Raw genomic sequence first — 23,250 nt, forward strand, 5'->3', positions numbered from 1 at the left:
TAAGAGAGAAAGTTGATGATACAGAATACTCCTATTCATATCCTAAAACCTGGAATTGTAACCTTAAAACCAAAAAAACGGAGCGCGAAAGCCGAAAACCTAATTCACAACTCATCATTCATCATTCATAATTACACCTCCCCTAGCCCTGATAGGAATGGTTACCCCACAGCTTGCGTTGGAGAGTGGGTGGGTTTGAGCATCGGAGAGCGTTGGCGCGAGGAGTAGGAATGGATAGCAGGAATAGCTCCAAAATAAAAATCATATATTATATATAGGATGGAAAAAACATATTTACCTGTCTTAATACCCTTCAATAATGGTAATTCCTTTCTGATGATTCACCTTTTCAACTATAATAATAGATGTAATAGTCATAAAAACAGGTGAACATTTTTTTTGATTCATTACATTTGTACTGCATTCCGGATTCTAAGGAATGAAATGTGTTTTATATATGACAGACAGAAAATATAAAGAAACGGTACATACTGATAAAAACCACAACGAATATATTACAGTAACCCACGACGAAAATAACGTCAGAATCTATACTTTGAAAAATGGCTTAAAGGTGTTTCTTGCTCAAAATTTTGATGCTCCGAGAATACAAACCTTTATTCCGGTAAGAACGGGAAGTAATAATGATCCTGCTGATAATACAGGATTGGCCCACTATCTCGAACACATGATGTTTAAGGGGACTCCTCAACTGGGAACTCAAAACTGGGAAAAGGAAAAAGAACTTATTGACCAAATCTCGGGATTGTATGAAGAGCATAAAGCTGAACAGGACCCTGAAAAGAAAAAGGAAATCTATAAAAAGATAGATGAAATTTCCCAGGAAGCCAGCCAATATGCCATTGCCAATGAATATGACAAGGCTATTTCTTCTTTGGGTGCCAGTGGCACCAATGCTCATACCTGGTTTGATGAAACGGTTTATAAAAATAATATTCCGAACAACGAGCTTGAAAAATGGCTAAAAATAGAGAAAGAAAGGTTCTCCGAAATTGTACTCCGTCTTTTCCATACAGAGCTGGAATCTGTATATGAGGAGTTCAACAGGGCTCAGGATAATGATACAAGACTTGTAAATTATGAATTGATGGATGCTCTTTTCCCGACTCATCCTAATGGGCAGCAAACGACACTGGGAAGACCTGAGCATTTGAAAAATCCTTCTATGAAGGCTATTCATAAGTATTTTGATGAATATTATGTTCCTAATAATTATGCTATGGTAATGGTTGGGGATCTTGATTTTGAAGAGACTATTCAATTAATTGATCAATATTTCGGGACCTTACCTTATAAAGAGCTTCCTAAAAAGACACCGGTTACTGAACAACCTATTACAGAAGTTGTAACCAGAACGGTAAAAAGCCCTACTACTCCACGGACTCAGCTGGCATGGAGAACAGATAGTTACGGAACAAGAGAAGCCATGCTGGCGGATATCGTTGCCAACATTCTTAGCAACAGAGGGGAAGCCGGATTACTGGATCTTCACATCAATCAGACACAAAAAATGCTTTGGGGGCAGGCTTTTTCTGTAGGTTTAAAGGAATATGGTTACTTCTCCATCGTTGCGGTTCCCAAAGAAACCCAAACCCTGGAGGAAGCAAAAGACCTGGTATTGGAAGAAATTGAACTCATCAAGAAAGGTGAGTTTCCAGACTGGATGCTACCAGCTATCATCAATGATTTCAAACTTCAGAGAATGAAAGCTCTTGAAACAACGGAAGGACTGGCCACCAATCTTTACGACACTTATATAAAAGGCAGAACCTGGGAACAGGAATTGAATGAAATGGATGAGTATGCTGCTTTTACGAAGGAAGAAGTAGTCAGTTTTGCTAATGATTTTTTCAAGGAAAATTATGTTGTCATTAATAAAGAAAAAGGAGTCAATGACAGGCTGATCAGAGTTGAAAATCCGGGTATCACTCCTATTAAAATAAACCGTGACAGCCAGTCTGAGTTTTTACAGGAAATTTTATCTGAGAAAACTGAGGATATAAAGCCTGAATTCATCAATTATCAGAAAGAGATTACCACTGACGATGTGAAAGGAAAGAAACTGAGCTTCGTTACCAATAAATATAATGATATAGCACAGCTGCATTTTATCTTTTCTTTTGGAAGTGACAATGACAGAGATCTGGCAATTTCAACTCAACTGCTTCAATATTTGGGAACGGATACTCTTTCGCCTGAAGATTTAAAAAACGAATTTTTCAAAATCGGGATCAGTAATGATTTCAAGACCACCCATGATCAGCTGATCATCACATTAAGCGGGCTGGAAGAGAATATAGAAAAAGGAATTGCTCTTCTGCAACACTGGATGCATGATGTGAAACCTGATCAGGAAATCTATAATCAGTTTGTAGGAACTGTTTTGGAAAACCGCCAAGCCATAAAGAAGGATAAAAACCGTATCATAACAGCTCTAAACAATTATACAAAACTGGGCAGCAACTCCCGTTTTACGGATGTTATTTCGAAAGAAGAGCTTGAAAACAGCAATTCTGAAGTATTCACCGACAGAATGAAAAAGCTTTTCAAATATCCTTATCAGGTATTTTTCTATGGTAGAAATTTTGAACATTTCAAGGGATATATTGGTCAGTATATAGAAACTGAAAGCCTTCAGATAGCAGAAGCCAAGAACTATCCGGAACCTGCAACGGGAGGAAATGTCAATTTCATCAACTACGATATGGTTCAGATGGAAATGAGCAAAATCGGAAAAGGAAATCTGGTGAACCCACATCAATTTGGAAAGGTCAATGTCTTCAATGAATATTTTGGAAGAGGATTATCTTCCATTGTTTTTCAGGAGATCCGAGAAAGTAAAAGTCTTGCCTACTCTGCCTACGTTTCTTACGCAGCCAACTCTGAACTGAATCATCCTGACTATGTGACCACTTATATCGGAACTCAGCCAGACAAATTGATGATTGCTGTAGATACTCTGAATGAGCTCATGGAAGAACTTCCTGAAGTGACCATCCAGTTCGAGAATGCGAAGAATGCCGCTCTGAAACAGATTGCCTCAACAAGAGTTACCCGAAATAATATATTTTTCAATACTTTGAGGTTGAAAAGACTGAATATTTATCATGATTTCAGAAAGGATATCTATGAACAGATCCAGAATTTGAAATTTGAGGATATTAAGCATTTTTATCAGACAGAAGTCAAATCCATACATTTTAATACAGCCATTATCGGTAAAAAAGAAAACCTTGATATGGAAGCTGTTCAAAAAATGGGAACATTTAAAGAAGTAAGCCTGAAAGATATTTTTGGACATTAAGAATAAAAAAACCGCTCAACATTTCTGTTGAGCGGTTTTTTTATTTTATCATAATTCCCTTACGTCATCATGCAATCCCCATCCCCATCCTGATAATCCGGATTAAAATCTTCGGGAAGCAATTCCAGCAACTGTTGGTGAAACAGATATTCCCTTTTAAAATTACGTTCATAGAGATAAGAAAATTCTTTTGAATGCAGTATCGCTTCGTTCAGTTTGGTCTGATAGCTGGTAAAACCTTTCACTTTATTTTTAATCATGAAATATTTTAAAAACCGGACTACCTCAGCTAATTCAGAATCTGAAAAAAGATAAGGAATTTTAAGGTATCCATCGCGGAGCTGCAGTAGCAAACAAGCTTTGAGCTTATTATTCTGATCGAAAATCTTCACCCAAAAATATTTAAATGTGTCAGCAAAACTTGAAAAGAGATATTTCTCGTCTTTCTTACCTTCCAATACCCATGGATTGTCTATAAAAACATTCATTTCTTCAGCACGACGTCTGCCTGAAAATCCGGACAGAAACGCTGCACTTTCCTTGTCAATCCGTCCAAGGACTTCATAGTTGAAGTCTGGTTTCTGTGTCGATAAGTTCTTTATTGAAATCAGCCCGTTGACACCCGTATCCAGGATTTGGAAAAGTGGTTTTAAGGATTGGGTTGCTGGTTTTTTTTCAGGAATCATCTTAGCAGCATCGGTTCTGAAGTAATACCTCTTCCCTTCTTTAGGAAAAACATATTCAAAAACACCCATAATATTATAGAGAGCCTCTGCTTCTTTGGTGAATTCTGTAATGGCAATTCTCCCTTCATACTCTTCAAAAACCTTTTTCAGTAATGCTTTTGCGGGTCTTTTTTTTCTGTATTCGGGGTTTACATACAAGGTGCTGAGCCATGCATAATGGATTTCTTTTCCGTCAATGACAAAACTATCCGGGAAGCATCCTACATAGCCAATCAGTTTTTCTTCAAAGAAAGCCAGAATAAGAAGTGTGTCATCGTCTGATGCTTTGGGATTTCTAATGTGAGAAAGCGCACGATGTTTAGTAATAGGAAGAAAATCATACTGCCGGAAAGTTCCGGAGGATATAAAATCTTCCAGTTCTTTTCTGTTGAATGTTTTCAGCGCTATCATTCTCTTATAATCGTGTTTTTATTGATCAGTTTTTTCAGTCTGAAATAAGCTATCTCTTTTTTCAGGATCTGTTTTCCGCTCTCTCCCATTTCCATTGGAATCCTTTGGAAATTTCTACTTACGCTGTCCAGTTTTACGCCTGCACATCCAAAACTGCAGTAGATTTCTTCATTTTTAAAAAGTTCATCAAAAAAATCTTTCTGTACTTCAAAATCGGTAAACGGAAATGCAAAACTTTCATAGAGGAAGCCATTTTCTTTTAAATAAGCAAAAGTCTTATCCGTTGTTTCCATCTGTTCTTTCAAGGATAAATCTCCGTATTTCGGGTGATCCCAGCTGTGAGAAGAGATTCCGAAACCTCTTCGGGTAAGTTCTTTTAATTCTTCTGTGCTTACATAAGGCTGATATTCTTTTGAATACGCTTTAAAATCTACCTCAAGTTTTTCTGCAAGCCAGTCTAAAGTATCTTTTTCCTGATAATTGATTGCTAAAATTTTCTTTTGTAAAGAGCGTCTGTCTGCATTTTTAAGCGATAAGACAAAATAAATTTCCGGATCTATCGTTTTCTTTCTCTCAGCAGCATCTGCAAGAAGACTGGCCTTGCACCTGAACATCATATCTTTATTGTCTATGAAAGCCGGATTTACAAAATTGCAGGCATAAATTCCCTTTCGTTCCAAAATGGGAGCCGCAATATCATAAAACTCTCTGAAACCATCATCAAAAGTCAGCAGGGCAATCTTTTTCTCAGGTTTAAAATTTCCGGACATACATCCTTTGAACTCCTGCCAGTCTACAAACTGAAAGTTCTTTGCCATATGATCCAGATCGTCTTCAAATTGTTTTGTAGTCTTATAACGGATCACATGTTTTATATGCGGAAGTTCTTTGTCGGAGACACTGTGATACAGGGGCAGACAGTAATCCAGCGGAAAAGATTTTCCGATATTATCTGGTTCTAAGGCCGCCAATGCATTGATGATCCTGTCTTTCATCTTATTTAAAATAAAAAAGAATCTATTCAAAACTCAATTCAAATAGATTCTTAAAGGTATAACTTTTATAAATTATTTTATCACCTTCATTTCATCAACAAGCCACTTTGAGTCAGCGAACTTCTCGATGATGAAAAGGATATATTTTGTATCAACCATGATGTTTCTGCTGAAACGCGGGTCATAATTGATGTCACTCATTGTTCCCTCCCACTGTCTGTCAAAATTCAATCCAACAAGGTTTCCGTTGGCATCAAGAGCAGGGCTTCCAGAGTTTCCTCCTGTAGTGTGGTTGGTTGCAGTGAATCCTACAGGAACGTCACCCGTTTTATCTTTATAGTTTCCGAAATCTTTTTTATTGTAAAGGTCAATCAGTTTCTTTGGAACATCAAATTCATAGTCTCCAGGAACATATTTTTCCATTACTCCTGCAAGGTGAGTCTGGTAACCATAAGAAACAGCATCTCTAGGAGCAGAACCTTTTACTTTACCATACGTTACACGAAGCGTAGAGTTAGCATCCGGGAAGAATTTTCTGTCTTTATCCGTCTGCATCTGCTGAGCCATGAACTTTTTCTGTAAAGCATCTATTTTTGCCTGCATTGAAGTATACTGAGGATCTGCAGTTTTCATATACGTTTCTTTCATAGAAACGTACAGCTGATAAATAGGATCTTTCTTTAACGTTTTGATTAATTTATCCTGATTAGAAAACGCTTTATCAATATCAGTAGTCAATGCTGCTCCATTTACAGCCGTTCTTCCTGTGATGATAGAGTTTTTAGACATCTCTTCTATTACAGGCATATTCGGACTTTCGTCTTTATACTTGTTGAATCCGGCAGGTAAAAATTGTGGCGCTGTTTTATTAACATACAAAGCCAATAGTTTTGCTGTTACTTTAGCATCAAGTTCCGCGCTGTAATCTTTATAGAAAGAGGTTAATTTTGTTTTTAACTTTGATACTTCCTTTTCATCCATTCTCCCTGCTTCCACAGAGGCAACAAAGTCATAATAATCACCGGCAAGCTTCAATGTTTCAGCATTTCTGATCACTTCTGTGTAATAAGCATTGTTTAATGCATAAGGAGCCTGGTCGTTGTACAATTTGTTCAACTGATCCAAAGTATTCTTGATCTCTGGGTTTTTAGCCACCAAAGAACCTTCATACATTACTTTTTTCTCAACAGCATTGGATTTTTTCAATCCTTCTACCTCACCGATCCATTTTTTCCAATAGTTCGCTACTGAAGCAAATTTTGAAGCATATTTGATACGTGTTTCATTATCAACACGCATTTTTTCGTCTAATGTTTTCAAAGCAACATCACGTACAGCAATTCTTGCAGGATCAATATCCTTCATGATTTTCTCTACGCCTATTGCAGGAAGATATTCTGTAGTTTTTCCCGGAAATCCGAATACAAAAGTAAAATCGTTTTCGTTTTTATCTTTTATAGAAACCGGTAAATAGTGTTTTGGGACGTAAGGTACATTGTCTTTTGAGTATTCTGCAGGTTTATTGCTCTTGTCTGCATAAATTCTGAACATAGAGAAATCTCCGGTATGTCTAGGCCAAACCCAGTTGTCTGTATCACTTCCGAATTTTCCGATGCTTTGAGGCGGAGCTCCTACCAGACGTATGTCTTTATATGTTTCGATTGTGTAAGCATAGTATTTATTTCCATAATACATAGGCTTTACCAGAATCGACTGGTAAGATTCAATTTTCTGAGCATTTTTATAAACCTCAATATTGTTGTTGATCTTTTTAGTAAGTTCCGGTTCTGTAAGGTTATCCGTACCTTCTAAAATCTGATCGGTAGCTTCTTTTATATCTACAATAAAATCTACTTTTACTCCCGGATTAGGAAGTTCCCCTTCTGTATTTTTTGCCCAGAATCCATTTGAAAGGAGGTCATTCTGAACAGTAGAATGTGCCTGAATCTGACCGAAACCACAGTGGTGATTGGTTAAAAGCAACCCTTTAGGCGAAATAATCTCTGCAGTACATCCGCCATTAAACTGTACTACCGCATCCTTTATACTTGGTTTCTGGGTATTGAAAATATCTTTTGCAGAAATCTTCATTCCCAAATCCTTCATTTCCTTTTCATTCAGCTCTGTAGGAATCCACATTCCGCCATATTGTTGTGCAAATGCCATTGCAGCCGGCAAAAGAAATACAGATAAAAGTATCTTTTTTGTCATAATCAAAATTTTGCCCGAATTTACGAAGAAAAATAAGAATAGCCTTTATAAAACGGGCGGAAAAGTTATTATGGAACTATTTTACAATAATGAATAGTCAATAGTGAATCTTGCTTCGCAAGTGAATGGTGAGTATTTATGATCAGATGGCACTTCACTAAAAAAAAAAATTGACAAGCGAATTGACTATTGACTATTTCACGATTCATTCAATCATCTTATTCTTCCCTCTGGCGTAATTTTTGTTCCTTGGAAGTCAAATTATTACTAAAAAACATCCTTAAATCAATTATTATGATGAAAAGCAAAGTACTCATGTTGGGAATTGCATCAACTCTATTCCTGAGTTCATGTTCTAAAAAAGAAACCACTGAAACAAGCGGTACTACAGATTCTGCAACAGCGGTTCAACCTGCTTCTACAGACAGTATCACAAAAGCAACGCCTACAGCGGCTGGTGATACTTCGGAAAATGCATTGGACTGGGCCGGTACTTATGAAGCAACTGTTCCATGTGCTGACTGCCCGGGAATCAAGACATCTCTAACATTGAACAATGATAAAACATTCAGCATTACTGAGGAATATCTCGACAAAAATTCAAAGAATCAGGATAAAGGATCTTTTGCATGGGATACTACAGGAAGCATGATTACTTTAAAAGGAAAATCTGTAAATTATAAATATAAGGTTGGTGAGAACATTCTGCTCCAACTGGATATGGAAGGAAAAGAGATGGATGGTCCAAACAAAGATCTTTATATCTTCAAGAAAAAATAAAGGCTCAGGCCTTTATTTTTTTGTTTTTAGATCATTAAAATTGATACCCCTTAATTTTAGGATCATCTACCAAACGTTTGGTTAATTCTTCATGATGGCTATTTCTTCCTGTTACTCTCCAAATAACGGTAAAACCATCCTGTGAATACTGCTGTCTGATCATCAGATAGGCTAAACGATTTTCTTTAAAGATATTCTCACAATATTTAATATCCCCTGAGCTACTCACTGCTATTCTGTATTCTCTTACTTTATTATAATTGTCAATAAAACTCTGAAGATAAGTTAAGGCACTTAGAATAATCAAAACCAAAGCAGTTCCCAACATTGCAATATAAACATATCCGGAACCTACCGCCATTCCTATGGAAGCAGTTGCCCAAATGGTAGTTGCAGTGGTAATTCCTTCAATTTTATTATCTCCTTTAAAAATAACACCTGCACCGAGAAATCCGATGCCGGTAATGATATTGGCAGCAAGGCGGTCCGGATTGGCAACGCCTATTTTAATGGAAAGAATGGTAAACAGGCTGGCTCCGAAGCAGACGAGAATAAATGTTCTGAGCCCCGCAGATTTATTACGGTATTCGCGTTCAGCACCAATGAACAGTCCTAAAATAACAGAAATAAGGATAAGCAGTAATTCATTTTTGACAGCGTAATGGTCCTGAAGAAAATCCATAATTTTTAATTTAAACCTAGAATAAATTTACAATAAAATACGATCGAGAAACTATTTTTGCTGTGGAGATTTTGTGCTTTCGTCTCAAAAAATTTATTTCACAAAAAAACTTTTGTAATTTTACATTTTAATAGTTATAATTCTCTCATATAAAAGAGCTACAAAAGAGAATCAACAAAAAGATTGTAATAAGAACCCTCCTATGAAAAGCCTTATTTTTGCATTATTTACGGTACTATCCGGAATGACATTTTTACATGCCCAAAAAGTATTTAATGAGAATTATTCTTTTAAAAGTAGTGGATCAACCGTTGCTTTTGTACCCATTATCAACAATTTTAAAGATAACGACGATATTACAAAGAAAATTTTAAGAGATACTCTTCAATTAAAATTTAATGATGTAGCTGTTTTACGGGCTAATATGGATACAAAGGTGATGGATATTTTAAAGAAAGTCGCTGAAAAAGATTATAAATCCAAAGAAGTAAAAATGTTTCCCAATCTTACAACTGTAATAAGTACTGAGGAAATGAATTATATTAAAGAAAAATTCGGCAGTGCGGATTTATTGCTGCTTCCGGTTGTTTTCAATGTCAACCAATCTATGGGAATGACTTTTGGGAATTCGCTATTCCGGCTATATGACCTTAATAATGGCGATTTTATTCAGCAGTTTTCAGAAAAAATCAATGTTAATATAGGAGATGATGCAGGTTTTGCAATAATGACCGGTATGCTTATCAGCGGTGAAAAATCTCACTTGCTAAAAAATATCAAAAAATAATACTTATATAAAATTATGGATAAAGAAATTTCACACTTCTGGTTAGGATATTTTAAAAATGAAGAAGACTTTTATAGTTTCGTAGAGGAGGATGAAAATTATTACATAGAAGAGGAAAGCGAAGATCAGTATGTTTCCAAATTTGCAGAATCTCAGAACATCAAATGGTTTGATGATGACTTTATAGAGTATGGTTTTGAGGACGAAAGTCTTGGACTTTATGACAAGTTTGCAGAATATTCTTATGCTGACCAATGGCTTCCGATTCTGGAACAAAAACTGAATGAACTCAGTCTGGATACTCCAGTGAATGCCATTATTTTTGCGACCAGATTTGCTATTCCTAATCCGGTTTCTACAGAAAACGATGATTTTTCCCTGCATTATGTAGGTCAAATAGAATACGACGTTTAATATTGGGAAATGATCTCCCTTCATTGATAACAGGTGGCTTCATCAGAAATGTAGTCACTTGTTATTGATAAACTGAAATGGCATAGAAAGTGATAATTTAATTTGTAAACTATGATCATGAACAGGAATCTTATTATCATTAATGTCATCATTATACTGCTGCTGGCCACAGCCTATATTTCCTGATATATTTTATTAACTACCCTACGCAATTCAATTTCTGGTTTTCTGTAAAAGAATCCTGTTTAGAATATTTTCCTGTTATATTAGCCATTACTACTCTTGTCACTTATCTTGTGAGCAGCCTATCTATTAAAAAATTTAATTTTAAGGCTAAGTTTTTAAGAGTTTACCCCATTATTAATTCTATTGTTCTTCTTTTTTTCATCTTTTCATCTGGAAATGAATTGATAAAGAATCAAAATGAACTTTCCAAAAAAGAGGTTGAATATATCCTGCAAGCTGAAAAAGACATAAAAAATGATCAGGTATCCATACCTTTTGCCGGAGGTTTCTCAATTACCGATTATGACGAGCAAAACCTCAGCAAAATACAGGACATCCGAAAAAAAATACGGTATAACGTATATGAATACAGGCTGTATCATTGATCCTATTGATACCAAAGCACAAAAGAAATATACAGAAACAGTGAATCCTTATCTCGAAAAAAGAAATGGAAAAGGCTGGGAAGACAGAATGCGGAAAGAGATTGATGGTTTGAAGTAAGCCTATTGCTACCTATCAAAAAATAGAAGTAATTTAGCCTCTCATGAATTTATATTCTACCCTACAAATCGGAGATTATCATATTAATCATTGTGAAGATGATCTTCTTATCAAAAAAATCGGTTCGGATAAGATTGTATGTGCTGTAATGGACGGTTGTTCAACAGCTATGGACAGTCATTTTGCTTCAACACTTATTGGAAAAATTTTACGTAAAGTCATTATTGAAGCTGGTTACAGAACATTATATGAAAAAGATAACCAACACAGTTTAGAAGAAGAGCTCAAAGAAATTATAAAAGGCTTATTCAAAGAACTCAAATTTGTTAAAAACCATCTGATGCTGGATGAAAAAGAGCTCTTAAGCACTCTTATTATCTTAGTTTATGATATCACAGTGGACGACGGAGTAGTCTTAGCCATTGGTGACGGAGTAGTTTGCATCAATGGAAACATCACAGAATTCGACCGTAATAACAAACCGGATTATTTAGCTTATCATCTTCATGAAAACTTTGAAGACTGGTATTCTAGTCTGTCTCAGAAAATATTTTTTGACCATTTGGATGACGTTTCTATTGCAACTGATGGTATTTCAAGTTTTTCAAAAATCAAAAAGACTGATTCTGAAGAAGGAATCAACTTTATGCAATATTTAATGATTGACCACCAAAATAACGATACGGAAGAAATGCTTAACAGAAAACTTAAACAGCTGGAGCATCAGTATGGCGTAAAACCGACAGATGATTTGGCTATGATAAGAATGATAAAATAATATCAAATATTTTGAACACTAAAGAACCATCTAAACCTCATCCATTCTACCTATTTTCGAAAAGGTTATTCATTAGTATAACCATTATTTCCATTCTTACATTTATGCAATTTTACTGGTCTATGGGAAGTCTTTCAGAGCGAATGTCGAGTGGATGCCTGGATTGTAGTTTTTTTGAAGACGCTGTATTTATGTCGCTTCTAACAGGTGTTTTCTTATCAGCTGTCTTTTTTTTATTTTTCTTTATTAAAAAGACACTCGTCAAAGTTGGCATTGAGTTTCTATTATTGGCATTTGTCTGGTTATTTTGGAACTACTCCATTTTTGTAGATAGAGAATCTTCATGGAGTACTTATGACTTCAATGCAGAGATTCAATACACAATATCACTTTCTTTTTTCCCGGTTATCTTTCTGGGATGTTTGTGTATTCTGCTTTTACATTATCAGAAAATAAAAGCTAGATTTGCATCTCTTAAAAACAAACACCATTGAAAAAAAACATTTCTATTTTACTTTTATCTTCTTTGATCGTTTATTCATGTGATAAAACTAAAGCAGACGCTTCGAAAGACTCTTCAACCACTATAAAAAAGGATTCGGTACAAAATATTACTCAAGTTCAAAACGAACTATCAACAGCAGGAAAACAAATCTCAGATTTTGTTTCAGATCAGTACGAAATTCAATATGAAGCTGAAGGTGATCTCAACCAGGATAGCCTTCCTGACAAAGTTTTAATTTTAAGAAAAAAAGATGACTCTTTAGCACAGAGAAAGGTTATTATTCTTTTAAAAAATCCTGATAAAACATACCGGTCATTTAAAAGTTCTGAAACCGTTTTTCCTAAAGAATACAATGAATATGGTTATAAAATGCACGATACCGAAGATATCAGTATTGAGAAAGGAACATTGAATATCAATCTGTATGATATTGGGCCTAACGGTAATCAATTCAGTAAATTTAAATATATCGGTGGTGATCTGATTCTTACTTATATTGAAACTTATAATATGGGAGCGGGTTCTCAATCTGCTCTCTATTACGAACCCATGAAAGGTAAAATTACACTTGAGAACATCAATACAATGGAAGAGGAAATGCCATCAACTATTCAAAAAGCCCAAGTGAAAAAGGAGAGATTTTTATTTGAAAATGTTTCTCTGGATGATGTTGTCAGTAATGCGTATAATTCTGTAGAAAAAGAATAAAAGTCTCCTGACTCTAATAAAAATAAAACTTCCGCCTTTTGGGCGGAAGTTTTTTATTGTATCATTAAGGTATGATGCAGTATTCATTAATGCGCTTCTAACCAGTTATCCCCTACTCCAATCTCTACCAATAATGGAACCTGTGTTTTTAAGGCATTTTCCATTTCAGTTTTGATTAGTTTTGAAGCGGTTTCAATCTCATCCATGGGAGACTCGAATATCAATTCGTCATGTACTTGGAGCAGCATTTTTGTTTTTAGCTGCTGTTCACTGATTTCCTTGTCTATTTTAATCATGGCAAGCTTTACAACATCTGCAGCACTTCCCTGAACGGGTGCATTTACTGCATTTCTTTCTGCGTGGCCTCTTACCACAAAATTGTTGGAATTGATGTCTTTCAGATGACGTTTTCTGCCTAAAATAGTTTCCACATAGCCCATCTCACGTGCTTTACTCACCTGTTCTGCCATGTATGCTTTCAGTTTTGGATACGTTTCGAAATAAGCTTCGATCATTTGCTTGGCTTCTGTACGGGATAATCCGGTTTGTTCTGCCAAAGCAAAAGCGCCTTGTCCGTAGATGATCCCAAAGTTGACGGTTTTTGCCTGACTTCTCTGGGTTTTGGAAACTTCTTCCAAAGGAATTTTAAAAAGTTTGGCTGCTGTGGAAGCGTGAATATCCTCTCCATCCTGGAAAGCTTTGATCATATTATCTTCTCCAGAAATTTCAGCAATTAAACGAAGTTCAATCTGTGAATAATCGGCAGAGATAATCTTCTTGCCTTCTCCGGAAACAAAAGCGCCACGAATCTGCTGTCCTCTCACGGTACGGATCGGAATATTCTGCAGGTTCGGGTTTACACTCGCCAAACGGCCTGTAGCAGCTGTCGTCTGTGAGAAGTTGGTATGTACTCTATTATCTTTTTTCTCAATCTGTGAAGGCAAAGCGTCTACATAGGTTGATTTTAATTTCTGATAGGTTCTGTATTCCAGGATATGTTTGATGATCTCATGTTTTGAGGACAATTTCTGCAGAACATCTTCTGAGGTTGCATATTGTCCTGTCTTTGTTTTTTTAGCTTTTGGATCCAGCTGCATTTTTTCAAACAGAATTTCGCCCAACTGTTTAGGTGAATTCATATTGAATTCTTCTTCTGAAAGTTCAAAAATCGTAGCTTCTAATTGCTTCAGATCATTTTCAAGGTCAATACTTTCCTGTGCCAGCCATTTTTCATCCAGAGAGATCCCTTCCAGTTCCATTTTTGCCAGTACTTCCATCAGCGGCATTTCAATATTGTAGAAAAGTTCTTCCAGATTTTCTTTTTTCAGCTGTGGTGCAAAAAGTTCATAAAGTTGGAAAGTTACATCTGCATCCTCTGCCGCATAATCCGTCTGTGTTCTCAGATCTGCATCTCTGAAGCTGCCTTGTTTTTTCCCTTTCTTTCCAATAATGGTTTCAATAGATACAGGCTTGTAATTCAGGTATACTTCCGAAAGATAATCCATCCCGTGTCTTCCATCCGGATTCAATAGGTAGTGGGCAATCATAGTATCAAACATAGCCCCTTTAACAGTGATGTCGTACTGTTTTAAAACTTTATAATCGTATTTCAGATTGTGAGCAATTTTCAAAAGGTCTTCTTTTTCAAAAAACGGTCTGAAAATCTCCAAGGTCTGCAACACTTCTTCTCTGTTTTCAGAGAGAGGAATATAGTAGGCAAGTCCTTTTTTATAAGAGAAACTCATTCCCACCAATTCTGCTTCCAGTTCGTTTAATGAAGTAGTTTCTGTATCAAAGCAAACTACTTTTTGCTGTAAAAGATTATCAACCAGTTTCTTTTGGGCTTTAGGATTATCGATGAACTGATACAGATGATCGTTCTGTTCAATGCTGGATTTTGTAGAAGTAGCCTGTTCCAACTCTTCAAAATTGGCAAAAAGATCCAGCTGCATCACCTGTCCTTTAACTTCTGCTCCTGTTGGAGTCTGTTTCACTTCTACTTCACTCACCACTAATGTTTCTGTAGTGGCAGGAGCAAAAGCTCTGTATAGATTTTCATATAGTCTTCTGAACTCTATCTCATCGAAGACTTCTTTTACTTTTTCAAAATCCGGAGTTTCAAGGTCATATTGTTCCTGATGGAATTCTACCGGCACATCACAGATAATGGTTGCCAATTTTTTAGACAAAATCCCACGCTCTGCAGAAGCCTCCACTTTTTCTTTAAGCTTTCCTTTCAGTTTATCGGTATTGGCAAGCAACGTTTCGATATTTCCGAATTCTTTCAGGAATTTCATAGCAGTTTTCTCTCCTACCCCTTCCAGTCCAGGGATATTATCTACCGCATCACCCATCATGGCAAGGAAATCAATAACCTGTTTAGGGTCTTCAATTTCATATTTAGCTTTTACTTCTTCGACTCCGAGAATTTCAATATCGCCACCTTTTAAACCTGGCTTATAAATTTTAATTTTATCGGTCACCAGTTGTGCAAAATCTTTATCAGGTGTCACCATGAAAGTGGTATATCCTTCTTTTTCTGCTTTGCATGCAATAGTCCCGATGACATCATCCGCTTCATATCCTTCTACTCCAAGAATTGGGATATGCATTGCTTCCAGAATTTTGTGAATGTATGGAACGGCAATTTTGATCGCTTCAGGAGTTTCGCTTCTGTTGGCTTTGTACTCTGAATAATCATCAGTTCTTACACTTGCCTGCCCTACATCAAAAACAACTGCCAGGTGGGTAGGTTTTTCTCTTCTGATCAATTCGATCAAAGAATTTGTAAAACCAAAGATGGCAGAAGTATCCAGTCCTTTGCTGGTGAGTCTCGGATTCCTGATTAATGCGTAATATCCTCTGAAAATCATCGCATAGGCATCGATGAGAAACAGCCTTTTATCTTGTGTTGCGTCCATATTTTGAATAATGAACAAATATATGAAAATAGGAGTGAAAGTTGGTAGTACAGGATAAGGGTTTCGGGGTATTGAGTTTCGAAATCCGGGTTACAAGGCTTGAGATCGTGAATAGTGAATTCACTTAGCCCGTGAATTCTTTGTATTAGCAATCATTCACTTTCTAACAGTCATGGTTTTCGAAATTTATCTGCTCCATTTTGCTTCGATATTTTTCCATTTCTTTGGTGCTTGCTGTCACTTTCTTCAGCTGTACCGGAAGTTGTTTTTTGCTGTCAGGACCTATCCAGGTTCCATTCATCATATCGTCTTCTTTTTTTATAATCATCAATCCGGTGAAGTGTTCTTCTACCATCGCAAACTGTTTTTGAGCACCTTCTGTAACGTTAAGCTCTAACCAATTGCTAACGTTATCATACTTGTACATTGCGTTGTAATAAACACCACTTCCACAGTCACTGTCTACGGACTCAAAAAATAATGTGATCGCCATTTTCCCATTAACAGTACCCTTGTATAAAGCAGACGAGTTTTGTGCCTGTAAGGAGATAAAAGTCATTGTAAAAGCAAGAATAAATAGAATTTGTCTGAACATGTTGGTTAGTTTTTAATAGATGGTTCTTAATTATTGATAAAAAAGGAACAGCATACCAATGGTATACTGTTCCTTTTTTTTTAAGTTGCAATGGATTATTTACCTCCTGAAGAAGGCCATAGCCCAGCGTACTGAGAAGTACCGTAGTCAATAGTTTCAGCACTGATTACGAAGCTGATCAGCATACTGTTGCTGTCTACTGCATCGAAATCTACTTCGTGCTGGATTACATATCCGTTCTCCCAGTTCAAAGTGATCAATGTTCCTTCTTCGTGAGATTTGTTGAATGTAATTTCTCCTTTTGTTGGCTTGTATTTACCGTTTAACAAGCTTTCAAGGATGTCAGATTTTTCAGTAGCTTCTACAGTTACTTTGATCAATGCGTTAGAAGGATCTGATGCTACACGTCCTGATACGTCTGTAGATCTGGATACGCTGTAGTTCATTTTTAATAGTTTTTGTCCTTCCCCTCCGTTGAATTTTAAAATTCCTCTTGAATTTCTTTCTGCCATGATTGTAAATTTTAGTCGTTAGTAATAAATTGTAATTCAATAATTATATAACAAAGATAACCTCCTTACTTTTGAAAAAAAAGCTTTTGAATAGAAATCTGAAAAAGTGTAGTAGTTCTACGATTTCATGTCGTAATTCTACGACAACAGGGTTAAAACAAAAACACAACACCTTATAAATAAACACATTAAACACAACTAAAAATCAAAAACAAAACACATCATATTACACTAATAAGAGAAATATAATATTAAAAAGCGTCTTTTTATGAGGTGAAAAATCTCTTCCATTAATCTCCAGATTATACAATTTGAACACCAAAAAATAAACCCCTGATTGGTTGCAATTTTTTGATAATTCTGCATAAAAAAACAGAACAGTATACTCGGATGAGTGTACTGTTCTGTACCAATTTTATTTTTACTAAGATGATGAATAGGCTTAATTACCTGCTGAAGGCCATAGTCCAGCGTACTGAGAAGTACCGTAGTCAATAGTTTCAGCACTGATGACGAAGCTGATCAGCATACTGTTGCTGTCTACTGCATCGAAGTCTACTTCGTGCTGGATCACGTATCCGTTCTGCCAGTTCAAAGTGATCAATGTTCCTTCTTCGTGAGATTTGTTGAATGTAATTTCTCCTACTGTAGGCTTGTATTTACCGTTTAACAAGCTTTCAAGGATATCAGATTTTTCAGTAGCTTCTACTGTTACTTTGATCAATGCGTTAGAAGGATCTGATGCTACACGTCCTGATACGTCTGTAGATCTTGATACGCTGTAATTCATTTTTAACAGCTTCTGTCCTTCACCATTATTGAATTTTAAGATTCCTCTTGAATTTCTTTCTGCCATGATTGTAAATTTTGATCGTTAATAATATTTTGTGATTCGGTGATTGTCTAGCAAATATAGAGGCTCTTTTCTGCTAAAAAAAACTTTTGAATATAAATCTGAAAAATTGTAGTAGTTCTACGATTTCTTGTCGTAATTCTACGACAATAGATTTAACAAACACGCTCAAAACGTGATGAATAAATGATTTTAACGTATTGAAAAAGAGACATGAAAATAATAATTTTACACATAAGTGAGAAATATTAAGATTTTTTTAATATAAAATTGGCCTATTTTAACAGATCAATTTTCACAAAAAATAGCAACCAGCCAACACTGATTGCTATTATTATTTTTTACCTAAGCGTATTTACTGCTGCGTGTTTCTTCCTTCTTTTATGGAACGAACCAATATTTTATTTTTTCTTAGCAGAAAATCAGGCATCAGATCCACCGGAAGATAAAAAGGACTTTCTCCTTTTTTCTGCAGCTCTTCTACAATACCTGGATTCCAGACAAGGATTTTATCCATATCTACATTCAATTCATCGGCCACTACTTTCAGACTGAATCCTGCATTGATCTCCGTTTCTGAAAGTGCAGCATCGGTTACTTTTCGGTTTCCATCCTCAAAGAAAACTTTATTGATTCTCGAGGAATTATAGTTACTCAATACACTCTGAAGTTCTCCGGTAGCATAGCATGCGTTCAGGTATTTCTTCACATGATTAATGGTTTCTCCCGGAAGATATTTAGAGAACTCATGGTATTGAGAGGAACCGGCAGCCTGCATCGCTTTGGCAATATTTCCTTCACCACAGTTATAAGCAGCCACAACGGTAACCCAATTGTTATATTTTTTATAAAGGTTGCTTAAAGAAATAGCCGCCGTTTTGGTGCTTTTATAAAGATCGGTACGTCCCTGCTCTGTAAGTCCATATTGGTTGGCATGTGCGGTCATCAACTGCCAAACCCCTACTGCTCCTGCTCCGGAAGTGATATTTCTGTTAAAATGAGACTCTATCAGAGCGAGATTTCTCAAATGCTTGGGAAGCCCCTTCTGAAGAAGTAGCTGTTCAATAAATTCTACAAGATCTTTATTCGCATTGATAATTCCTTTGTACTTTTTCACACTGCTTTCCGAGGTATCGGAAGCAGCAAGAAACTGTCCGTTTATCAAGATAACGGATCCTAATAATAGAAAACCTGTAAAGATATTTCTGACAATTGTTTTCATTTTAATTTTATTTATAAGCAAAAAAGACAAAAAACTGATGTACAAATCTGCCTTTCCGCTTCATCATTTAATCTACTTTCCAGCTTAGCTTTTCTTCTTCATTATTCCAGTCCACATGAATGGTTTGTCCGGATTTCACTTCTTCTCTTACAATCATTTTAGAGATTGGTCTCGCAAGCTGTGCCCGAATCACTCCGGAAATCTGTCTTGCTCCGTATTTACTGCTAAATCCTCCCAGTGCAAGGTTTCTTACAGCATCTTCGGTGATTGTTAGAGCAATTCCCAATCTCGTTAATGAAGTATGAAGCGATTTCAACTGAATATTAAAGATTCTTTCTGCAATTGATTCTGTGATCGGTGCAAAAGGAATAATCTCTGTAATTCTTGCCAGAAATTCAGGTCTGAATCGTCCTGAATTTGACATAATCTGCATGAGTGATGATGATTCCGGGATTTTACCTTCTTCAAACTGTTTTACAATTTCTTCACTTCCGATATTGGAGGTGAATAGGATCAATGCATTGCTGAAATCTCCTTCTTTTCCTAATTTATCATGAACTTTTCCTTCGTCCATAATCTGAAGGAATACATCAAAAACAGAATGGTGGGCTTTTTCAATTTCGTCAAACAAGACAACGGTATAAGGCTGTTGTCTGATTTTATTCACAAGCATCCCTCCTTCTTCGTATCCTACATATCCCGGAGGCGCTCCGTATAATAATGCTGCGGAATGTTCTTCTTTAAATTCTGACATGTCAAAACGGACCATTGCCTTTTCATCGTTGAAAAGCAATTCTGCCATTGATTTTGCCAGCTCTGTTTTACCGGTTCCTGTAGGCCCAAGAAGGAAGAAAGATCCGATAGGCTGTCCCGGTTTATTCAATCCGCTTCGGTTTTCAACAATAGCATCAGAAAGAATTTTTAATGCATGGTCCTGTCCTACAACTCTGTTCAGGAGAAGAGATTCCATATTCAGGAGTTTTTCTTTTTCCTGAGCCTGGATCTTCCCGATCGGGATATTTGTTTTAGCAGCCATTACAGCGGCCAGCTCCAGTCTGTCTACTTTTTCTCTTTTCTTCGCAGCATGCTGTATAAGCTCTGCATATGTATCTTCAATAATTTTCTGAATCTGATCTACCGGCATAGAATTGTCTATCGACGGCTGTTCACTCAAGGAACCCCAAAGAATTGGGCTTATTTTGTCTCTCAGCAGGTTATACGTCCAGATCAGCTCATCAGCTTTATCTTTGTTGTCTGCGTATTCTTCTTCTAATATAGCATCATAGCTTACTTTCCAGCTGTCAAGTTCTTTTTCAGAAAGCTCATCAAGCATTTTGATAGCAGCCATTGTTCTGTCTAATAAGTCGATTGCGGCATCCGGTAATTTTTTACCTTTTGCATATCTTTTCGCCAGACGTACACATTCCGGAATAGCTGTTTTTTCTACTTCAATACCGTGGTGTTTTTTGTATCCTTCAAGAAGGACATCAATCATTTTCACACAGGTCTTCTCATCCGGCTCATGAACGGTTAATACCTCAAAACGGCGGTTGAAAGCCTGTTCCGGTTCTATGATTTTTCTATATTCTTCCTGAGTTGTAGCTCCAATGACGGTAATCTCACCTCTGGCAAGCTCAGGCTTGAGAAGGTTGGCAACGTTTCCGATGCTTCCTTTCGGGTCTAAAAGGGTATGTATTTCATCAATGAAAAGAATGGCTTTTTCGATTTTCTTACATTCATTGATTACTTTTTTCAGGCGGTCTTCAATTTCGCCTTTATAAGAAGTTCCTGCTAATAATGCTCCGGTGTCCAGTTCCAAAAGAGTACCGTTTTTAAGCATCTCAGGAACATTTCCTTTGGTAATTTCAGTAGCAAAACCTTCAACCAATGCTGTCTTTCCTACGCCTGGTTCTCCAATGATAATCACATTCGGTTTGCTTCTTCGGCAAAGGATCTCTACCAGCATTCTAAGTTCTTTATCTCTACCGATAATATTTTCAATTTCTCCTTTTCTCGCCTGTGCGGTTCTGTCTACACAATAGCTTTTAATGGAAGGGAAAGAAGAATCGGAATAGTCTGAACCATTTGAAAATAGTGATGAGAAATTTCCATCTTCTGGGACCGTAAACGGTGTGTCTTTTCTATATAGATTGAATATCTCATGCTCTCGCAATGGAAGTGATTTCAGCTGCTGAAGTGAGAATATAACCTGTGGTTTTACGATTGCTGTAAGAATACATATTGGAGTAATCTCATCCAATCCTAGTTTTAAACGGATATCGTCAGCTTCTTCTATAAGGGCATCTATCGCATCATCCTGTCCCACTTCATCAGGAAGATGGTTGGTCTTGGGATATTCTTCAATGCGGACGTCTGCCCATTCATAGAAATAACCTGGGTCTTTATCTATACTTTTCAGGAATTCATTCAGCCCGATATCTTTATGCATTAAAGCCTGCAGGATATGCGGGCCACCATAAGTTCCATTATAATTTTCCTTCGCTATCGACTGAGCAATGTGAAATAGCTGTTTTACTGTTTCGTTGGTTACTAGTACTCCCATTTATAATTTTCTTATATTAATATATTTGCGTTCTGTTGTAATGTGCTTCAGATGTGATGGTATTGATCTGTATTTTATATCCCTGATTAGCAGAGAATCAAAAAACTTTCTTTTGTCTGGCTAAAATTAAATATTTTATTCTAAACGAGATAAAGATAGTTAATTCTTCAATCAGAGAAGTAACAACCGTACTTTTTTCTTTTCCAGAATGATCCTGCTATTATAATATCTTCACAAATTCTTCTCCTGAATCCTGTTTTTATTTACATATTCAAAAAATATAACAACATCAGACTGATCCACTGAAGTCCTATGTAGATATAAAATATCATCGCTGAGGGTTCTGCCAGTTCATGTAATTTTTCAATAAGTGTTGTTTTAATGATATCGGAAAAGTCCGCATTTTCTGCCCCCAGATTCAATTCATCAAACTTTATTTTATTTAAAGCATAGCCTAAGATGCGCTTGAGAATTTTATTTTCTGAACTGTTTTTAAATTCATTCAATAGTTTCACTTTAGCAATGGCAAAATCTGCACTGGTTCGGATAACCGTGGGCTGTTTTGCTTTGAATACATTGATTATTTTATCTATAAAGGGAACAACAATCGTCTTTGAATGATCCTGCAACAGTTTACTGATTACCACAGACATCGCATATTTTGTGGCAAAAACAATTGTAAAAAACGGGGCAATGATCATCAGCAAATAAAAAATAGATGCAGAAACCGGTTTGGCCTTAATAGTCGTTATTAAAAATGCAACCACTCCTGTATGCCCCAATGCCGGACCTAAGCGGTCTGACAATATATATATCCCCAATACAAGGGTGATGAGCGTAGAGAGGATGCCAATGGCATAGATTTTCAATATACTGAAGATGAATACCGCGGATAATTTTGAAAAGTATTTCAGGTGATCAGTGATTTTGTTCATTATTGCTTTTTCGGTTATTATAGTTTTTTGCTGCACATCCAAGTCAAAAAAGACCGCCTTAAATAGGGACAGTCTTTTTCTTATGAATGTTGATAATGTGTATAAATTCTAGCTGGATGGCCAAAGTCCTGTATATTGAGAAGTACCGTAGTCAATGGTTTCAGCACTGATGACGAAGCTGATCAGCATACTGTTGCTGTCTATTGCATCAAACTCAACCTGGTGCTGGATAACATATCCGTTCTGCCAGTTCAAAGTGATCAATTTTCCTTCTTCGTGAGATTTATTAAAAGTAATCTCTCCCACTGTAGGCTTGTATTTACCATTTAACAAGCTTTCAAGGATATCAGATTTTTCTGTAGCTTCTACTGTTACTTTGATAAGAGCGTTAGAAGGATCTGATGCTACACGTCCTGATACATCTGTAGATCGGGATACGCTGTAGTTCATTTTTAAGAGCTTCTGCCCTTCACCATTGTTGAATTTTAAGATTCCTCTTGAATTTCTTTCGGCCATGATTAGTAAATTTTAATCGTTAATAATATTTTGTGATTCAGTGATTGTGTAGCAAATATAGAGGCTCTTTTCCTCTAAAAAAA

Annotated in this window: 19 protein-coding genes; 7 read left to right on the forward strand and 12 right to left on the reverse strand. The window is 36.3% G+C overall.

Annotated elements, in window-relative coordinates:
* The first annotated feature begins 457 nt into the window (after nt 1-457).
* A complete protein-coding gene (locus tag AC07UM_RS19490; RefSeq protein WP_494684268.1) occupies nt 458-3,325 on the forward strand; it encodes a M16 family metallopeptidase in 2,868 nt (955 codons plus the stop codon).
* Between the two features lie 59 nt (nt 3,326-3,384).
* Here the strand turns inward: AC07UM_RS19490 and AC07UM_RS19495 are convergent, their stop codons facing one another.
* From AC07UM_RS19495 to AC07UM_RS19505, 3 genes are all read right to left on the reverse strand, one after another.
* Nucleotides 3,385-4,461: a GNAT family N-acetyltransferase gene (locus AC07UM_RS19495; RefSeq protein ID WP_494684269.1), complete on the reverse strand. Its 1,077-nt coding sequence runs from the start codon at nt 4,459-4,461 to the stop codon at nt 3,385-3,387.
* Nucleotides 4,458-5,456, reverse strand: a complete 999-nt coding sequence (locus AC07UM_RS19500) for a polysaccharide deacetylase family protein (protein ID WP_494684270.1) — start codon at nt 5,454-5,456, stop codon at nt 4,458-4,460. Before AC07UM_RS19500 ends, AC07UM_RS19495 begins: the two co-directional genes overlap by 4 nt.
* A 72-nt stretch (nt 5,457-5,528) precedes the next feature.
* On the reverse strand, nt 5,529-7,667 hold the full coding sequence (locus AC07UM_RS19505) for a S46 family peptidase (protein WP_494684271.1): 2,139 nt from the start codon (nt 7,665-7,667) through the stop codon (nt 5,529-5,531).
* Between the two features lie 294 nt (nt 7,668-7,961).
* Between AC07UM_RS19505 and AC07UM_RS19510 the strand changes: the two genes are divergently transcribed.
* Nucleotides 7,962-8,447, forward strand: coding sequence for a copper resistance protein NlpE (locus AC07UM_RS19510; protein WP_494684272.1), 486 nt, complete (start codon nt 7,962-7,964; stop codon nt 8,445-8,447).
* A 34-nt stretch (nt 8,448-8,481) separates the two neighbouring features.
* Here AC07UM_RS19510 and AC07UM_RS19515 read toward each other — a convergent pair whose 3' ends face one another.
* Complete coding sequence (locus AC07UM_RS19515) at nt 8,482-9,129, reverse strand: MgtC/SapB family protein (RefSeq protein ID WP_494684273.1); 648 nt, start codon at nt 9,127-9,129, stop codon at nt 8,482-8,484.
* Nucleotides 9,130-9,331: 202 nt separating this feature from the next.
* Here AC07UM_RS19515 and AC07UM_RS19520 point away from each other — a divergent pair, with 202 nt between their 5' ends.
* From AC07UM_RS19520 to AC07UM_RS19540, 5 genes are all read left to right on the forward strand, one after another.
* Nucleotides 9,332-9,916 (forward strand): hypothetical protein, encoded by a 585-nt coding sequence (locus tag AC07UM_RS19520; protein ID WP_494684274.1) that lies wholly within the window; start codon nt 9,332-9,334, stop codon nt 9,914-9,916.
* Between the two features lie 15 nt (nt 9,917-9,931).
* Entirely contained in the window at nt 9,932-10,330 is a 399-nt protein-coding gene (locus AC07UM_RS19525) for an immunity 22 family protein (protein ID WP_494684275.1), read from the forward strand.
* A 480-nt stretch (nt 10,331-10,810) separates the two neighbouring features.
* Nucleotides 10,811-11,059, forward strand: coding sequence for an FEKKY domain-containing protein (locus AC07UM_RS19530; protein WP_494684276.1), 249 nt, complete (start codon nt 10,811-10,813; stop codon nt 11,057-11,059).
* A 43-nt stretch (nt 11,060-11,102) separates the two neighbouring features.
* Nucleotides 11,103-11,837, forward strand: a complete 735-nt coding sequence (locus AC07UM_RS19535; RefSeq protein WP_494684277.1) for a protein phosphatase 2C domain-containing protein — start codon at nt 11,103-11,105, stop codon at nt 11,835-11,837.
* A gap of 490 nt (nt 11,838-12,327) precedes the next feature.
* A complete protein-coding gene (locus AC07UM_RS19540; RefSeq protein ID WP_494684278.1) occupies nt 12,328-13,050 on the forward strand; it encodes a hypothetical protein in 723 nt (240 codons plus the stop codon).
* A gap of 86 nt (nt 13,051-13,136) precedes the next feature.
* On the opposite strand, the gene polA is transcribed toward AC07UM_RS19540, so the two are convergent.
* The 8 genes from polA to tssD (AC07UM_RS19580) all read right to left on the reverse strand — a co-directional run bounded on the left by polA (nt 13,137) and on the right by tssD (AC07UM_RS19580) (nt 23,167).
* Nucleotides 13,137-15,971: a DNA polymerase I gene (polA, locus tag AC07UM_RS19545; protein WP_494684279.1), complete on the reverse strand. Its 2,835-nt coding sequence runs from the start codon at nt 15,969-15,971 to the stop codon at nt 13,137-13,139.
* Between the two features lie 163 nt (nt 15,972-16,134).
* Nucleotides 16,135-16,566: a hypothetical protein gene (locus AC07UM_RS19550; RefSeq protein WP_494684280.1), complete on the reverse strand. Its 432-nt coding sequence runs from the start codon at nt 16,564-16,566 to the stop codon at nt 16,135-16,137.
* A gap of 95 nt (nt 16,567-16,661) precedes the next feature.
* Nucleotides 16,662-17,078 carry a type VI secretion system tube protein TssD gene (gene tssD, locus AC07UM_RS19555; protein WP_109738676.1) on the reverse strand — a complete coding sequence of 139 codons (417 nt, stop codon included), beginning with the start codon at nt 17,076-17,078 and terminating at the stop codon, nt 16,662-16,664.
* Between the two features lie 442 nt (nt 17,079-17,520).
* On the reverse strand, nt 17,521-17,934 hold the full coding sequence (gene tssD / locus AC07UM_RS19560; RefSeq protein ID WP_494684281.1) for a type VI secretion system tube protein TssD: 414 nt from the start codon (nt 17,932-17,934) through the stop codon (nt 17,521-17,523).
* Nucleotides 17,935-18,286: 352 nt separating this feature from the next.
* Nucleotides 18,287-19,153 carry a lytic transglycosylase domain-containing protein gene (locus AC07UM_RS19565; RefSeq protein ID WP_494684282.1) on the reverse strand — a complete coding sequence of 289 codons (867 nt, stop codon included), beginning with the start codon at nt 19,151-19,153 and terminating at the stop codon, nt 18,287-18,289.
* Nucleotides 19,154-19,220: 67 nt separating this feature from the next.
* A complete protein-coding gene (locus AC07UM_RS19570) occupies nt 19,221-21,716 on the reverse strand; it encodes an ATP-dependent Clp protease ATP-binding subunit (RefSeq protein ID WP_494684283.1) in 2,496 nt (831 codons plus the stop codon).
* Nucleotides 21,717-21,979: 263 nt separating this feature from the next.
* Complete coding sequence (locus AC07UM_RS19575; protein WP_494684284.1) at nt 21,980-22,651, reverse strand: hypothetical protein; 672 nt, start codon at nt 22,649-22,651, stop codon at nt 21,980-21,982.
* A 108-nt stretch (nt 22,652-22,759) separates the two neighbouring features.
* Nucleotides 22,760-23,167, reverse strand: coding sequence for a type VI secretion system tube protein TssD (gene tssD, locus AC07UM_RS19580; protein WP_494684285.1), 408 nt, complete (start codon nt 23,165-23,167; stop codon nt 22,760-22,762).
* Nucleotides 23,168-23,250 lie beyond the last annotated feature (83 nt).

Source organism: Chryseobacterium sp. GW821-FHT04C04 (assembly GCF_059420365.1).

Bases quoted from the DNA above. Each gene is read 5' to 3' on its own strand.
- tssD (WP_109738676.1), bottom strand. From the start codon at position 17,078: ATGGCAGAAAGAAATTCAAGAGGAATTTTAAAATTCAACGGAGGGGAA.
- tssD (WP_494684285.1), bottom strand. From the start codon at position 23,167: ATGGCCGAAAGAAATTCAAGAGGAATCTTAAAATTCAACAATGGTGAA.
- polA (WP_494684279.1), bottom strand. From the start codon at position 15,971: ATGGACGCAACACAAGATAAAAGGCTGTTTCTCATCGATGCCTATGCG.
- AC07UM_RS19575 (WP_494684284.1), bottom strand. From the start codon at position 22,651: ATGAACAAAATCACTGATCACCTGAAATACTTTTCAAAATTATCCGCG.
- AC07UM_RS19495 (WP_494684269.1), bottom strand. From the start codon at position 4,461: ATGATAGCGCTGAAAACATTCAACAGAAAAGAACTGGAAGATTTTATA.
- tssD (WP_494684281.1), bottom strand. From the start codon at position 17,934: ATGGCAGAAAGAAATTCAAGAGGAATCTTAAAATTCAATAATGGTGAA.
- AC07UM_RS19500 (WP_494684270.1), bottom strand. From the start codon at position 5,456: ATGAAAGACAGGATCATCAATGCATTGGCGGCCTTAGAACCAGATAAT.
- AC07UM_RS19565 (WP_494684282.1), bottom strand. From the start codon at position 19,153: ATGAAAACAATTGTCAGAAATATCTTTACAGGTTTTCTATTATTAGGA.
- AC07UM_RS19530 (WP_494684276.1), top strand. From the start codon at position 10,811: ATGATCAGGTATCCATACCTTTTGCCGGAGGTTTCTCAATTACCGATT.
- AC07UM_RS19535 (WP_494684277.1), top strand. From the start codon at position 11,103: ATGAATTTATATTCTACCCTACAAATCGGAGATTATCATATTAATCAT.
- AC07UM_RS19570 (WP_494684283.1), bottom strand. From the start codon at position 21,716: ATGGGAGTACTAGTAACCAACGAAACAGTAAAACAGCTATTTCACATT.
- AC07UM_RS19550 (WP_494684280.1), bottom strand. From the start codon at position 16,566: ATGTTCAGACAAATTCTATTTATTCTTGCTTTTACAATGACTTTTATC.
- AC07UM_RS19525 (WP_494684275.1), top strand. From the start codon at position 9,932: ATGGATAAAGAAATTTCACACTTCTGGTTAGGATATTTTAAAAATGAA.
- AC07UM_RS19510 (WP_494684272.1), top strand. From the start codon at position 7,962: ATGATGAAAAGCAAAGTACTCATGTTGGGAATTGCATCAACTCTATTC.
- AC07UM_RS19505 (WP_494684271.1), bottom strand. From the start codon at position 7,667: ATGACAAAAAAGATACTTTTATCTGTATTTCTTTTGCCGGCTGCAATG.
- AC07UM_RS19520 (WP_494684274.1), top strand. From the start codon at position 9,332: ATGAAAAGCCTTATTTTTGCATTATTTACGGTACTATCCGGAATGACA.
- AC07UM_RS19515 (WP_494684273.1), bottom strand. From the start codon at position 9,129: ATGGATTTTCTTCAGGACCATTACGCTGTCAAAAATGAATTACTGCTT.
- AC07UM_RS19490 (WP_494684268.1), top strand. From the start codon at position 458: ATGACAGACAGAAAATATAAAGAAACGGTACATACTGATAAAAACCAC.